This is a genomic window from Vulcanisaeta distributa DSM 14429, assembly GCF_000148385.1.
GTDB classification, from domain to species: Archaea; Thermoproteota; Thermoprotei; order Thermoproteales; family Thermocladiaceae; genus Vulcanisaeta; species Vulcanisaeta distributa.
On sequence record NC_014537.1, the window covers coordinates 913778 to 929246 of the forward strand.

The 15469-nt window shown below is 43.0% G+C and carries 15 protein-coding genes; 5 read left to right on the forward strand and 10 right to left on the reverse strand.

Translation table 11 applies throughout. The features are described 5' to 3' along the window. Window positions 1-33: 33 nt before the first annotated feature. Window positions 34-1374, reverse strand: a complete 1341-nt coding sequence (locus tag VDIS_RS04710; protein WP_013336070.1) for a hypothetical protein — start codon at window positions 1372-1374, stop codon at window positions 34-36. 107 nt (window positions 1375-1481) lie between these two features. Between VDIS_RS04710 and VDIS_RS04715 the strand changes: the two genes are divergently transcribed. From VDIS_RS04715 to VDIS_RS04725, 3 genes are read left to right on the forward strand one after another with little or no spacing between them, the layout of a single operon-like run. Continuing rightward, a complete protein-coding gene (locus VDIS_RS04715; protein ID WP_013336071.1) occupies window positions 1482-3017 on the forward strand; it encodes a type II/IV secretion system ATPase subunit in 1536 nt (511 codons plus the stop codon). Continuing rightward, on the forward strand, window positions 2995-3360 hold the full coding sequence (locus tag VDIS_RS04720; RefSeq protein WP_216086141.1) for a hypothetical protein: 366 nt from the start codon (window positions 2995-2997) through the stop codon (window positions 3358-3360). Before VDIS_RS04715 ends, VDIS_RS04720 begins: the two co-directional genes overlap by 23 nt. Beyond that, complete coding sequence (locus VDIS_RS04725; protein ID WP_013336073.1) at window positions 3357-4226, forward strand: hypothetical protein; 870 nt, start codon at window positions 3357-3359, stop codon at window positions 4224-4226. The genes VDIS_RS04720 and VDIS_RS04725 overlap by 4 nt, the downstream gene beginning before the upstream one ends. On the opposite strand, the gene VDIS_RS04730 is transcribed toward VDIS_RS04725, so the two are convergent. The 7 genes from VDIS_RS04730 to VDIS_RS04760 all read right to left on the reverse strand — a co-directional run bounded on the left by VDIS_RS04730 (window position 4223) and on the right by VDIS_RS04760 (window position 9458). Beyond that, complete coding sequence (locus VDIS_RS04730; RefSeq protein ID WP_013336074.1) at window positions 4223-4630, reverse strand: hypothetical protein; 408 nt, start codon at window positions 4628-4630, stop codon at window positions 4223-4225. The genes VDIS_RS04725 and VDIS_RS04730 overlap by 4 nt on opposite strands. Then, the gene (locus tag VDIS_RS04735) at window positions 4627-5268 is read right to left on the reverse strand and encodes a hypothetical protein (protein ID WP_148678225.1); all 642 of its coding nucleotides are present in this window, start codon (window positions 5266-5268) and stop codon (window positions 4627-4629) included. Before VDIS_RS04735 ends, VDIS_RS04730 begins: the two co-directional genes overlap by 4 nt. Then, window positions 5249-5638, reverse strand: a complete 390-nt coding sequence (locus VDIS_RS04740) for a hypothetical protein (RefSeq protein ID WP_013336076.1) — start codon at window positions 5636-5638, stop codon at window positions 5249-5251. The genes VDIS_RS04735 and VDIS_RS04740 overlap by 20 nt, the downstream gene beginning before the upstream one ends. Further along, complete coding sequence (locus VDIS_RS04745) at window positions 5635-6030, reverse strand: hypothetical protein (RefSeq protein ID WP_013336077.1); 396 nt, start codon at window positions 6028-6030, stop codon at window positions 5635-5637. The genes VDIS_RS04740 and VDIS_RS04745 overlap by 4 nt, the downstream gene beginning before the upstream one ends. A 75-nt stretch (window positions 6031-6105) precedes the next feature. Continuing rightward, a complete protein-coding gene (locus tag VDIS_RS04750) occupies window positions 6106-6336 on the reverse strand; it encodes a hypothetical protein (protein WP_013336079.1) in 231 nt (76 codons plus the stop codon). Window positions 6337-6381: 45 nt separating this feature from the next. Beyond that, the gene (locus VDIS_RS04755) at window positions 6382-8781 is read right to left on the reverse strand and encodes a tRNA(Met) cytidine acetyltransferase TmcA (RefSeq protein WP_013336080.1); all 2400 of its coding nucleotides are present in this window, start codon (window positions 8779-8781) and stop codon (window positions 6382-6384) included. A gap of 119 nt (window positions 8782-8900) precedes the next feature. Further along, the gene (locus VDIS_RS04760) at window positions 8901-9458 is read right to left on the reverse strand and encodes a pyrimidine dimer DNA glycosylase/endonuclease V (RefSeq protein WP_013336081.1); all 558 of its coding nucleotides are present in this window, start codon (window positions 9456-9458) and stop codon (window positions 8901-8903) included. Window positions 9459-9655: 197 nt separating this feature from the next. Here VDIS_RS04760 and VDIS_RS04765 point away from each other — a divergent pair, with 197 nt between their 5' ends. Further along, window positions 9656-11146, forward strand: coding sequence for a Na+/H+ antiporter subunit D (locus VDIS_RS04765; protein WP_013336082.1), 1491 nt, complete (start codon window positions 9656-9658; stop codon window positions 11144-11146). Between the two features lie 5 nt (window positions 11147-11151). Next, the gene (locus VDIS_RS04770) at window positions 11152-13149 is read left to right on the forward strand and encodes an NADH-quinone oxidoreductase subunit 5 family protein (RefSeq protein ID WP_052885890.1); all 1998 of its coding nucleotides are present in this window, start codon (window positions 11152-11154) and stop codon (window positions 13147-13149) included. Between the two features lie 20 nt (window positions 13150-13169). Here the strand turns inward: VDIS_RS04770 and VDIS_RS04775 are convergent, their stop codons facing one another. Further along, a complete protein-coding gene (locus VDIS_RS04775; protein WP_013336084.1) occupies window positions 13170-14336 on the reverse strand; it encodes an LUD domain-containing protein in 1167 nt (388 codons plus the stop codon). Between the two features lie 56 nt (window positions 14337-14392). Continuing rightward, complete coding sequence (locus VDIS_RS04780; protein WP_013336085.1) at window positions 14393-15391, reverse strand: AIR synthase family protein; 999 nt, start codon at window positions 15389-15391, stop codon at window positions 14393-14395. Window positions 15392-15469 lie beyond the last annotated feature (78 nt).

The following is a 15469-nucleotide window of genomic DNA, read 5'->3' on the forward strand; positions in this document are numbered from 1 at the left end:
TTTAATAATTAGTAATACGATTATTCTCAGGAATCACCTTAATCTCAACTCCATAATAACTCTACCTATACCTATTGAGAATAATGATTCAGTAAGCCTATTAGTTACGTACTGCGTACTTACACCAGCGGTTGATCCATTAATGCCTATGGCAACAATTCCAGCACTTACATTACCTGAAGCTACCTGGCTATCCTCATAATTAAATACCTGTAATGTACACCATGAAACCGCACTGACCTGTGATTGATACGTAGGTACTAGGTACTGTACTGGGGTTATGGGTATCACCGACCCATTAAAGAAGTCATATGCCTGCAAATAGCCTCCAAACAGTAATGAGCCGTTAAGTAGGTATAGCCCCATTGGGTAGTTCTCGGTTTCATAAACAGGTATTGAATAACCACTCTGCGTTATGTAATTGACCTGAAGTAGGTAGTAGGTATTTGGTATGCAGGATGGATTTACTATAGTGCCGTTCGGCATCAGGAGTATTGGTGATATGTAAATCACGGGTCCAAAGGGTACTAGCCTCGGTCTTTGGTATATTGCGTATCCATAATTTGTGATTTCGCCGATGGTCATGTTAGGGCTAAGGGTTAAGTGAGTTATTAATGATGAATTAACGTACTCGCTAAATGAATAACTAAGGACCTGAAGTACCTCCTGGAAGCCTGAACTAGGCCATGAGCTTGCGTTAATGCCTTGTCCAACCCACATTGTGAATACGCTTAGCCCAGGTAAGCTAACTTCATAATACTCACCAACGCCCTTCGTGGCTGGATTATAACCGTAGTAGTAATTCCATAGGTAATACGGCTCTCCATTAAGGGCGATTAAGTAACCACCGACGGTGCTTAGCCCACCTAACACTTGTGTGAGGCTTTCATTGCTTGTTTTGAATGCGAAAACTACGTACTCTTCACCATTTAAATCCTCGGTTATTAATACATACCAATTAGCATATACAGGCTGCGGATAAAGCAGGTACAATGGAACCTTTAATACCCACGTAATGCCACCCGTAGCATTAGTTATTGCCGTTGCATTAAGTAAAACCCACTGCTGCGCCGTGGTTTCTGAGGCATTGATTATGTACAATGTGAATTCCTTATCTGCCGTTGCCACCCAGACAGGCGTTACATTATCAATTAATGAGTCCTCATGATAGGTTAATGGGTATTCATTAACTATGCTACTTAAAAATTGTACCGTTGGTCTCGAGTCTGTCAAGTTCATTGTTATTACGTACTTCGCGTAGACTACGGGTGTGGGTGCCGGGCCATAAATTGTGTTTGCGTAAGTAATAGATGAGATTAATATCAATATAATCGCTAGAGTTAGTGCATATGTTATCCATTTATTAGTCATCATATTCATTTAATGCTGTATTGCAATTATATATAAGTTTCTCACCGCTATGAGTTACTGAAATCATGAAGCAGAAAGTATTTTAGGGGGTTTATTCTTTAACAAATTGAATGAGCTTAGACTTTCAGTTAATAAAGCCTGTCGGTCAACTTAAGGAGCTGGAGAGATATCCATTATATGAACCATTTGCATACGCAACAATAGTCCAGGATGAAAAGACTGGGGATATCATGTATTACCTCGAGGAAATAACGCTTGACCCAGTCGAGCAACAAGTGTATAAGGAATTGGTGAGGATTGTAATGCTCGAGCTACCACCACCCGAGGAATTGACGAAGATGGGTGATGTGAAGAATTACCTGCTCAATGAACTAAAGAAGATTGTTGGTAGATATAGAAGACTCTTTAGAAACGTGTCTCCATCGTCCTTCGCTAAATTCCTATACTACATGGAGAGGGACTTGCTTGGTTATGGCCCAATAGATGCCTTAATGAGGGATGAGAATATTGAGGATATATCATGTGACGGCGTTGGCAAGCCTGTCTACGTATTTCATAGGAAGTATGAGTCCATACCAACAAACATTGTGCCAATGACCGACCAGGCTCTTGATGACTTAGTCGTTAAGTTAATACACATGTCTGGTAGGCACGTATCGGTGGCAACGCCAATAGTTGATGCCCAATTACCTGATGGTTCAAGGATAGCCGTTACGTATAGGAGGGAGGTTTCACCAGGTGGTTCCACGTTCACGATAAGGAAGTTCAGAAAGAATCCACTAACATTTACAGAATTAGTTAGATTTGGAAATATCAGCGCAGAAATCGCTGGTTACTTCTGGGTGATGCTTGATAATGGTAGGTCATTCCTAGTGCTTGGCGTCACAGGCGCTGGTAAAACGAGCTTCCTCAATGCCATGGCCACATTCATTAGGCCCCACATGAAGATAATAACCGTTGAGGAGGTCCCAGAGATAAACCTACCGCACAAGAATTGGGTTAGGCTTGTTACGAGGCAGAGCTATGGTGCTGAGAAGATAAATGAGATCACGCTATTTGACCTGGTTAAGGCAACGCTTAGGATGAGACCTGATTACTTAATCGTCGGTGAGATCAGAGGTGAGGAGGCCTACGTATTGTTCCAAGCCGTGAACACAGGCCATAGTGGTATATCGACAATGCACGCAGAGTCCTTTGAGGCGGCTGTTAATAGGCTCATGAGCCCACCAATGAATATACCACCGGCTTACATACCTGCCATGAACATATTCGTCATGATTAAGAGGGTTAAGATTGGTGGTAGGTTGACGAGGAGGGTCACTGAGGTTGGTGAGGTCTATATGGATGGTGACAAGATTAGGTTCAATACGGTATTTAGGTGGAATCCAAGGACCGATACGCATGATTCATACGTTGAAAAGAGTATTTTAGTTAGGCAAATTAGCGATATGACTGGTAAGGACGTTGATGAGATCCTCAGGGAAATAGATACTAGGGCGAAGATAGTTAGTTGGATGGTGGAGAATGGAATATTTAATTTCGAGGATGTCTCAACGTATGTACAGACATACTATACAAACCCAGATAAGATACTCAACCAGGTCTTTGGAAAGGTGAGCGATGTTGAAAGTATTACTCAGGTTTAAAGATTTAAATTCCCTGGTTAAGTATTTAAATGAAGAATTGAATAAATTACTAATAGCCAAGAAGATACTGGATGATGAAGCGAAGAGGGACTCCCTCGTGGATATAATAGAGATAGGGAGTAATGGTAATATTAGCATGAGGAGAGATAGGATATCAGAAATAATGAAAGGGATTATGAATGAACTTAATAGTAGGATTGAACATATTAATCAACTACTTGAGGAGATAAAGGAGGAATTCAATGATAGTAATTTCACGGGCATAGTATTATTGGAGTTCAATAATGGAATACCAAATAGAGTATTACTATCACAACCACTAACCTTGGGTGACTTTTCATGATATTCATGATACCCATGATACCGATATTAATAATAGTGATAATGATTGGAATGATAATACTAGGCCTTATTAGGCCGCCTTTAACCGTTATTCTACCATTGCTTGGCATTTACATAATATTAATGCTAATACCTTACATATTACCTAATTTAGTAATTAATCAATACCTTAGTATTAAATATATCATATTACCAATAATAGGTTTAGCAATGGGTTATGGAATATCAATATTAATGAGTAAATACATGAATATCGATGTACGTTCACTGTTTGGGTTAAGGCAGGACCAAAGAAGGAAGGTTAAGAAGGTGAGGACTCGGGGTAAGCAGAAAGTTGAGAAAAGGCCTGAGGTTAAGCCTGAGGATTTAGATAGGTTCATTAATGAGTCAATTAATACATTGAAACTTGGTATATCAATTAATGAGGCATTAGGCAGTTGGGTTGAGTATTATGATGGCTGGACGGATGCTATAATAAGTATTTCTAGGAGGTTTATAGATATTAGGGAAAGTGTTGAAGCCATTAATAAGGAGGCGTTATTTCTATCAAGGATTAGGCAGTATGAAAATAAGGCCCTATCACTTGGCTTAACACTGAGGGAGGAGTCAGCCTTTAAGAAACAGAGGAGATCAAGGTCTAAGAGTGATGAGGATAGATTGGTAATTTATGTTAGGCCTGAGGAATTGGCTGGTGAGTTAATGACCACCGCGCAATTAATGAGCGGTTACGTCGATGAATTTAATGGAATACTTGAGAAGTTAATACATGATAAGGGGATTTCTCAATATATGGTTAATTCGCAGATACTGGTTCTCTATGTTGATGGGATACCCAGGAAGTTCATAACAATTAATAAGGGCAGCTAGGCACCTTCCTCATTCTGTACGATGATCATTGCGGGTATTGAATCAACAAGTAGTGCAATTATTGGGCGATTCTTATCAATATTAAGTGCCTCTAATCTATCAATTACAGACTTTATAATCGCAGACCTCCTCTGTATGTAACCAGCTACATCATTAATCACATTACTCTTCGTATTAGTACCTGGCTTATAAACAATCCTTAGAGAAAATACCTCTAAGGAGCCATCGACAAACCTAATGTTCTCCGAGATCTCGCTTGCCAATGCCGTATTATTCTCAGAACCAAGTATCTCATTCCAATTCTGCTTAAGCATGTACATGAACCTATACGAATTACCCAATTCGCCTTTCAATGTCTGAATTAATTCGTTCAATGATCTGAATCTCTTAATCTCAATAATCATGAAGAACCACCAATAACTTCCTCAATCTTCTTAAATTGCTCCGGATAATTTATATCGCTTAATCTAACGGTTGTTTCGAAATTCCTTGAGTTATTGTTAATTGCTGAGATTGCCTCATCAATCATAATCATTATCTTAGCCAATTCATCAGCTGTTAAACCAGAAATACCGCTTAAGATACTTGGTACCTCAGTTGATTCCCTAATATTAGGCAAGTGCAGTATTGATGTATCCGATACATCAGGTAATGAATAACCTACTACCACATCTATTGACGTATTATCTATTATAATTACATACTCATCGCTCATGCCGAGCTTCTCTGTGAATTCCATAGCCTGCTTAATGGACATGAGTACATTTGTATAGTAATTAATTGCATCCTTAATCGCCTCCTTATAACCACTGGCCGTTAGTACGTATATTACCTCAATATCATCAGCCTTAGTCGTTACGTTCATACCGCCCTTAATGTATGTGGCTGAGGACCTACTTCTTAATTCCCTGATTAGTTTATTCACGGACTCATTATCGGGATTGTAAGCATGTATTTCATTAATGACCTGCATTATTTCATTAAGTTTATTACCAAGATCCAGAGCTATATCCCTTAATCTATCACTTCTTAGTACTATCAAGGTCAATCACCACCAGTGATGGTACATCACTAAAGTACCTAACCATGGCTTTAAAACCATAATCCTTAAGCTTACTTAACCTAGCCTCGAGAGCCTCATAAATTGCGTATTCTAACTTAAGAAATTGAACAGCCTTTAAAAACAATTCCCTATAGGCCTCCTTTGATGGTTCTCTATATAGGATTATCGATATTGAGTTAGGTATATCAATAACAATTCTCTCACTTTTATCGGGTAAGTTGTTTTCACTGATTATCTTCTTGTAAATTTCGTATAGGTTCTTCACATACTCAGAGACCCTTTTCTTATTCTCAAGAACTCTCCTATGTAATTCCTTCACATCAATGCTCATGTCAAGGTTTGCGCTCATGGCATTATCACCAGCCTCGTTTTCTTATTGGCATAATCTATCATAACCATTACGGATGCGTTTCTATCCTTAATTTCACTTAAGTACTTACTCACCTTCTCAATCTGACCTATTACATAATTAATATTGTCATTTATCGCGTTCAATTTATTCAATAGCCATGTTGAGTGAGGCGCAATATGTATGTTTAATGCATGTGGTATGGCCTGCACAGTTATTACTTGATGAGACGGCTGAAAACCAAGTTTCATGAGTTTCTCCTCCACGTCAGCATTTATTTTCAGTTTCTCCCTAATTACACCATAACGTTCCCTTAAGGTTGATAATTGTTCTTTGATTATATTCAATTTGTTTATTGCATCCTCAACCGTGCTAAATAATAGCACTAACATTCAGATTCTTATTAATTAGGCTATATTTATTCTTTACTTGTGAAAGTGATGGTATGCCCCTATTTAGAGACGGCATTAAATCCTCTCCTCTCTAATCAACCTGGAGATCTCACTTATAGCCCTGTTTATATCCCTAATATCATTATGTATAGCCATTATTTCCGCCATAATCAATGAATTATCTAAACACTTAATAAGCAGGTCAGCCCAACTCTTTGAATGATATATCTGCTTGAGTTTTTTCAGTTCTTTATATTGCTGCTCATCAACCTCAATCACGATTCTTTTCTTGCCATTCTTAGCCATGCAGCTAATGGACTATTAACTAATTTTAAAGTTAACCTTCTAGAACTACTTGCTTCTTTTTTGCGATTTCGTAACACTAATCATAAATTCTGGTATTTCGACATACTTTACATAGTATTGAATGAGGATTTTAATTACCTCTCTAAGCATTAGCATAAGTGTCGATTTCCTAACACCAAGGACCTTGGCCGCCTCCCTCCAAGGCCTTGCCTGCAGAACCTTGCAAATCAATGCCTCCTCATAGAATTGAGGTAAGGCAATGCTGTCAAGACCCCTCCTCAGGTAATATGTCTTGACAAGCTCAGTTATTGCATCAGCAGTGTTTTCATACGTCATTGGGCCCCATGAATAGGCAATTAAACGCCTAACCTGAGCCTCCGTGAGTCTAGGACTATACTCAGGATCGAGGGCTTGATCCCAATCAGTTAATAACATCCTAACAACGTCTGGCTCCATGTCATGGAATGGGCCTTGCAACGAATTAAGTAGTCTCAGCCTAAACTCCTTATTCGCATAAATGGCCGCATCCCTGGCCTTCTCACTTATCGGCTTAACAAGTAATACACTATACTCACCACTTATTGGATTTCTCTCAGGGCTTATGTGGACCGGCATGTAACCACTCTTAATCCAGAAATTCAGTAACTTAGCATTAACGCCGAAACCAACACCAACCCAGTCAATACCCCTTTCCCTGGCCTCCTCCTCAATCCTCCTAAGCATCTCAGTACCAAGACCCCTGTCCTGAAGCTCTGGATGTGTCGCAATCCTAATGATCCTCCAACCCCTTAACTTGGCGAAGTCCGTAAGCCCCCAATACTTAATTAACCTATCCGGTATTATGTTCCCAGGCAATTTCAACCCCCTCACAACCATGTCAATTAAGTCATCACTTATGCCACCCTCCTCAGCCAACTCCACAGACACTACGATCTTCCCATTACTAAGCGTTAAGGCCCTTATGAAGTGGTGAGGCGCATCCATCATCATGCCCAAGTCGTCGGGTTCATTCCTATAATGGGCCTGGACATAAATACCGAAGAATTGCCTAAGCCTATCCTCACTTGATAGGAAGAACTCCTTAAGATTGGGTATTAGGTAATTGAATTCTCGCTTACTTATTAATTCATAATCCTCATCAGTTATTTTCGCAGGTTCGGCATCAAGTAACAAGGTGTCAAATAACCATTGTTCCACCGGATCATTAGGCGCATACCTAATTGGTTCCTTAAGCTCGTACTCAATGACCTTCGTATTCTTATCCTCACGTAAATACTTAAGGAACCTAAGGCTAAAGCCCCTACCTGCACCCTCATAACCATGTATTGTCGATGCATATATAACCCTGTTAAACCTCTCGTGTATTCCATATAGTACGGGGAGCGGTATCATCGCAGCCTCATCAACGACCACTATGTCCCTACCCTCCTCGCTAAGCATGTCGTAGGGCCTTACATAGTCTATGAAGATGGAAATACCAACCTTAACCGAAACAACATCACCACCCCAATAACTCACGTCTACATCATAATTCAGCGCCTTAAGGCCCTTTATCACGAACTCCATCAGCGTTGAGACATTGCTCGGGTTCATCGCGGTTACGGCAAACCTAGCCCTACCCTTAGCCTTCCTAAGCCTATGGGCAAGAGCCGCCAATGCCAAGCCAATGATTGCAGACTTACCCCTGCCCCTATCCGCTATTAACACAACATTCACCTTCCTACCCCTTGGAGGTCTCTCCAGCAGTATTTCCATTGCCCTAAGGGCCTCGACCTGGTCCTGGGTCTTGGCCAGCTCATATATGGCCTTTGAAAACCTGATTCTCTCAGGCATTACTAACTCCCTTTGCTTCCACGGCTGAGAGTCGCCAATGACCGGTTCCTTTATTATCTCGCCACTATCGACATTAATTATTAACGCCTTATCCATGCTCATTAACTTATTCCAAAACCTAATCTTCAGGAAATGCCTAACATCCTCAGGCCTATATTGAGGGACTAACAGGCTTTGCTGGAACTTCGTTAGTTGTTTAATCCATTCATTCAGTGGTGGTACCATGAATATGTAGATACCGCCACCCCTAACAATACCTCCCATCCTACCCACGTCATTCGGCTTTAAATCATTCATCAGGTCTAGGACTGCGAAGTCTACGGTAATGCCGAGGAGCTTATCCGTATCCTTATAAGGCCTATAGTCAATACTTGCGGCGATACCCTCAATGAATTCCTTAAACTTACCCATCCTCCTCTGTGCATCTGGGTACTCAGGTTGATACATGTATAGTCCGTGCGGCTCCTTAACAATTGATGAGAATATTCTGAGGGCGTCTGCCGCGTACTTAGCCAGCCTTTCTTCGTCAGTACCCACGAATACCACGAGCCTCCTATGATTTGAGGATACGCCCTCCTTAACCAGGCCCTGCAACAGCTCGGTCCAGCCCATATCCTCAGTACAGCCTTATCAATGCGAATTAGGGCTTATAAACATATGCAATGCAGTAACCATTGGTGATTAGGCGCGTTGGTTCTGAGAAGTGATGAGTGACGGGCGAGAAGGATGAATCACCTCCTTGGAAATATCGACCTACAAGGCACTTGACCCTTCCTTATCATGCCCATGAATTCTACGTATGAATCATAGACATCCTTAATCCACGCATTGATACCCTTAAAGTACACGGGCTCCGTATTCAATAACTCAAGTAGCTCATCAGCACTCAGCTTATTTATGTAATAGCAGGGGTCCTTCAGCAATAGTACTCTGCGGTACTCCCTAGCCATAACCTCAGTCACAGGGGTCCCAGCGATATAATCCACATTCCTAATCAATGGCTCAACATCATCTAATGATATTTTATTCACAAACCCCCTACGTTCCCACTCATCAACAACGGAGTAGAAATACCTAATGAGGTCATCTAAATATGGGCGTCCATTATTAAAGTACATAACGACTATTGGATGATTGAGCCACCCAATTTTGCCATCTTTGAGTACATTGAGTTTCCTAAGTATTGCAAGTATAACCTGCTTAGTCTCAACTCTCTGCTTACCAAGCCTTAAATCATCAAGAAATCTGGCTGACCTCTGGTGATCAATGTATGGCCTAAATACCTGCATTGGCGAATAATTACTTATGGGGCATCTTTATTTTTAGTCCTCAGGGTAATAATTAATGAAGGTAGTACTTAAAAATATGGTCTCTCCCTAAGGCACGTATGCTTATGAATAGCGCCGAATTACAAAGGTATTATTTAATACGATTATGTGAAAAGGATGGGATAATTACAAAGATAATAGTAAATGGGTGAGGTGCCATGAGCTTACCCGTACATAGTGACCCCATACTAATAACTTCGCTTGCACTACCCTTCATAGCCTCGATAATAGCTGGAATAATAGGCAGGAGATACAGTAGGGCTGCCATGGTCCTCACGTCGGTTTCATTCATACCACTGTTCATATACGCATCCTACCTATTGGCACTTGGTGCATTCTACCTGGTACCCCTTGGTAGTCCTTTACCAAGACCAATAGGTACAATGTACCTGATAAGTGACGGCCTAAGCAATGCCTTTGGACTGGCAATAGCGCTCGTTGGAATAACACTGGAGATTGCCTCCTACCCGTACATGAAGCATAGGTTCCACGTACTTGAGCTACCCGAGCAATTCGACGTGTATTACCTACTCTTCACATTATGTGCTGCGAGTATGGAATTGCTAATATATGCATATAATCTATTGCTAATCTACATTGCCCTTGAGATTTCGTTGATAACGCCCGTAATATTGATTTATTACTACGGTTATGACACCCAGGGTAAAACAAGGCGTTGGATAGCCCTCCTGTACTTCGTATACGGAATGCTGGCAAGCACATTATTCCTAATAGGCGCGGTAATGGTGGCTCTGGAGAACAATACCATGGACCTCGCCGCAGTGAAGAATATATCCCTCATAGCGTGGGCATTGATGTTCATTGGACTATTAATAAAGCTACCAAGCTTTGGCCCACACGTGTGGATACCCTGGGTCCACGGTTCTCACCCAACCCCAGTGGCAGCCTTGATATCAGGCCTTGTTGGCCTAATGGCTTATGTGCTGGCCAGGCTATACTTAATCTCTCCATACTTCATTAATGAATTTAGGTTGCCAATACTCATATACGCAATAATTGGCGGCATCATTATAAGCCTCGGTGTAATTAGGCATCAGTATCACTATAAGTGGTTGTTAGCGTACTCGACGGCGGCCAACTCCACATACCTATTAATAGGGCTGACGCTGGGCTCATACGGAATACTTGGACTAACCATGCACTACATATCGCACCTATTCGGTAAGACTGTCCTATTCATGACCGCGGCCTCCATAATTGTTTACTACGAGGAGTTTGACATAAGAAGAATGGGTGGCCTACAGACCTACATGCCGTCTGTCGGCGCGGCTGCCGTGCTCGGCTGGATGGCTCTCTCAGGAGTACTGACCCTATCATTACTTGCCGAGTTTTACCTATTCCTTGGCCTCGTGAATGTCGTACTGCCATCATATGGGCTTTGGGTATTTATAGGCTTGGCCGTTGGGCTAGCCGTGGTATTCATATTAACGGGGTACTACGGCTTCTGGACACTAAAGCAGGTGTTTTATGGGCAGCCCAGGGGTAATTACCACAAGGTTAATGTTGACCCTAAGCTCGTGGTGCCATTATATATGCTTGGCCTAGCCGCAATAATACTTTTATTCCCACCGGCATCCACATACCTTGTGCACTCAATACTAATGGGTATTAGCACAATAATGGGGTGATGGGCATGCTCTCAAGCCTACTCGGTGAACTAATGGGATTAATGCTACTATCACCCATAGTACTCGCATCACCAATAGCCATCTACTGGTTATTCAATCAGGACCCAAGAAAGGCAAGACCACTGGCTTACCTGGCAGTTATTGGTCTCGGCATTTCCGCAATAACGGCCACGTACATAGAGGTTGCATTCCCATGGGAAAACATAGCCTATAACATACCGTGGATGATCCTACCATCATCAAGCGGTAGCATCACTATATACGTGTCATTCATAGTGGATTTCCTCAGTCGAAACATGGGCCTACTAACGGCCTGGCTTGCCTTCATAATCGGGGCCTATAGCCTTGACTACCTAGCCAATGACTACAGGCTCGGTTGGTTCTGGTTTTTCTTCAACCTCTTCACGGCGTCCATGTTGCTCACAGTGTATGCGAATGATTTATTGTTCATGTTCATCGGTTGGGAGGGGCTTGGCTTCAGTTCGTGGGCATTGATAGGGCATTGGTATAAGGATGATGATGAGTTATCCTACGTTGGGAGGGTTGGTGATAAATTAGTACTCGATAAACCAGCCTGGACAACGCCATCGTACGCAGCCTATAGGGCAATAGCCACGATAAGATTTGGCGACATGCCAATGCTAGGCGCAATAGCCTCAATAGGCATACTGGGCGGCTCCCTAGTACTGACTCCAGTAAATGGAGTCCCAGCCATAAATTGGTCGAACGTAATCTCAACACTGGGTGTTGGTGGTACCATAGCCCTACTACTGGCGTTCATGCTCGGCCCTTACACCAAGAGTGCCCAGGTTCCATTTAATGATTGGTTGCTCACGGCAATGACAGGCCCCACATCAGTCTCAGCACTACTTCACTCGGCAACGATGGTCGCCGCAGGCGTTTACATATTCATGAGATTAACAGAGTCCCTCCACGCAGCTGGCGTCATTACTTACCCAGGCGTTGAGATTATGTACCTAGTCACGGTATACATAGGACTCCTAACGGCCTTACTTGGTGCGTTGTTCGCAATGATGATTGATGAGAGGAAGGTCATCCTGGCGGGATCCACAATGTCCTCCTTAGGCTTCATGATGGGTGTGACTGCATTAACGCCATTCATACCCCAGGTGGTTCATGTGGGTGGGTATATTGTGCCGCTGGCGGTATTGGTTGCGTTCTCGTACTTAATAATCCACGCACTGTCAAAGGCAACGTTATTCCTAGTGAGCGGGCACCTGATCCATGTTACGCACACTAGGTTTAACATGGGTAACCTAGAACTCAGTAAGAGGATGAAGCTTGCATTCTACGCCACGTTGGCGGCAGCCATATCCCTCGGCGGTGTACCACCGCTGGCTGGCTACTGGATACACGCAGCAATGGATGAGGTGGCTACGGAGACAATATCCGTGGTTGGATACGGCGCATACATACTAATGTTACTGGCAAGCCTGGCCTACGTGGCCTTCCTCGCCAGATTCACCTCCCTAAACTTCATTAAAGGTGAGGCGCCGCATGTCCATGAGGAGCATGGTAAATATCCATTAATGGTTGCTGCCTATACAATAACAGGTACTGCGGCGTTGGCAGCCCTGGCAATACCCTTTGTATTAACGCCTCACATATTCGTTGAGGCAGGTATAGATCCCGTGGTTATTGCCATAGGCATTGTTTTGTGGGTCATATTCGTAATTGCGCTGATAAAGCCTAGGGTTGGTAATCTAGGGTTAATAACAAGGATCTTTGAGAGGAGGTATTACCTGCAGGCGTTCATGGATGTGGTTTTGGCGGGCTTTGGATACATATTGACGGTAATCGCGTTCTACATATATAAGGGTATTGACATATTCTTTAACTTCATCATACCAGATGCCACGATGGCACTGTCGAGGTACATAAGGACGATACAGAGAGGCTACTTAAGGACTTACCTTGAGATGATTCTGGTTACGCTGGCCGTGGCAGTACTGGTAATATTAATAATAATTGCGTTACTTTAAAGTTGAAAGAACTAAAACAATTATTTCTTCATTACCTGCTTTAGATACTCATTCTTAACATGGAGTATTAACTTGGGTAGGTCAATACCCATTGGGCATACTTCTCTACAATTACCAGAGTGGGTGCAGAGCATTGCGGCGGGTCCTGCCTCCATTATGCCCCTAGTCACTGCCGTCCATGGAATACCCATAGGCCCTGTGTACGGTGGTTTGCCAAACCTTGGTCCCGCAGCCCAGTAGGTTGGGCAGTGCATGCTGCACCTGCCACACCTTACGCAGAGTAATATTTCCCAAAGCACTGGATCCTTCGCGGCTTTTCTCCTCCCATTATCCACAAGGATCATGTAAAACTCCTTAGGCCCCTGGGCAGGTGATACCCTGTACATCTCAACATCGGCAGTGCTACTCGGACCAGCGGTTAGGTTCACGTATGTTGGTGGGTAAAGCCCTGCATATGCCGCCTGTACCAGCGTCTCAATCATTGCGTGGTATAGCGTCGGTACGATCTTCTCAATGCCATCATAAACAATGTGCACTGGGGGTAATACACTGGTCATCCTTATATTGCCCTCATTCTCAACGAGCAGAACTGCGCCCGTGTCCGCAGCAATCGCGTTTGCACCCGTAATACCCACATTTGCCTTAAGGAACTTCTCCCTGAGGAATTCCCTAGCCCTTTGCGCAATGGCGACTGGGTCTGGTGGAACGTCAATGCCAAGCCTCTCCTTCATTACCTGGGAGATCCTCTCCTTAGTCATGTGCAGTGCAGGTGCAAGTATGTGGCTTGGCTCTTCATTCGCTATTTGCACTAGGAACTCCCCAAGGTCCGTTTCCCAAACCTCATTACCTAGCTTCTCCAGGTAGGGTCTAAGCCCCGTTTCCGTGGCGACGTTATTCTTACTCATGACTATGACCTTACCATTACCCACGATCTTACCCACAATTTCCCTAGCCTCATCGGGAGTTTCGGCTAAGTAGAATTTGCCGCCTATCCTCTCGATGGACTTCCTCGTCAAATCTATGTAATAATCAAAGTTCCTAATTACCTCCTCCTTAGCCTTCCTAAGCTCCTTAGCCAGGTCCGGTAGGTATGTATGTCTTTTCAGAATCTCGAAAACAGCGGGTATATTTGATGCCTTAGCCCTACTTATCGCAACATCCCAATTCGGGGGTGCCAAGGACTCCATATAGGTAATTGTCTCATTACAACATATATTTAAATATGAAATCTAACAGCAATGCATTATTCACCGTACTTTAAATGCCACAATCTCATGACCTCATCCTCAATAAAACCATGAACCTCCTCCAGCACCCTACCGTTACTAATTAATTCAATACCTGGTTCACCATTCACGACCTCGCCAATCACTGAGTAATTAATACCTAGCTTCTCTAACCTATTCATTGCGACCTCCACTTGATTCCTTGGAACTGTGGCTATTAGCGTGCCTGAGCTTAAGGATTTAAGTGGGTCGATGCCCAATGCATTAAATATGAGCCTCGTTTCCGGCAGGATTGGTATCTTATCTATATTAATTCTTAACCGTACATTACTGGCCTCGGCAACTTCAAGTAAACCCTGAAGTAAGCCACCCTCCGTTGGGTCATGCATTGAGTTGGCAATGTCGGCAATCTCAAGTGCCTCTTTAACAACACTTATTTCCCTGAGAAATGCCCTCGCCCTATTAATAATCTCCTTAGAGACCCCTTTACCCATTAATTCTTCCCCAAAATCATTAGCCAGTACTGCCGTTCCTTCTAAGGCCACGTACTTAGTAATGAGGACTAAATCGCCTGGTTTAGCCCCTGAGGTTGTTACATAGCGATTGCCAATGCCTATGGCTGTGGTTGATGCAATAACCCTATCAATACCAGGCGTATATTCCGTATGGCCACCCACCAATGAGCCTCCTAATTCAATGAGCGCCCTGTTCACATCGCTCATAATCACTCTAATACCATCTTCACCAACGTTGCGTGGTAATAATAAGGTTAGTAAGAACCACCTTGGTTTTACACCCCTAACTGCAATATCATTAGCCACAATATTTATTGCGAACCAACCAACACCCTCAACAGCACCCGTTATTGGATCCGTATGCATCACTAAATACTTATCTCCAACTCTAACCACTGCCGCATCCTCACCAACCCTAGGTCCAATGATTATGTCAGGATCAGCAATACCTAGGTTCGTGAATACAACCCTCCTTAACGCCTCATTACTTAACTTAACCATTAATTAGGGCTGTACTTTGGGTCATTTAAGGGTTCAGGCTGGGGAGGTAAGGTTAATATAGATGATCAACGTATTGGT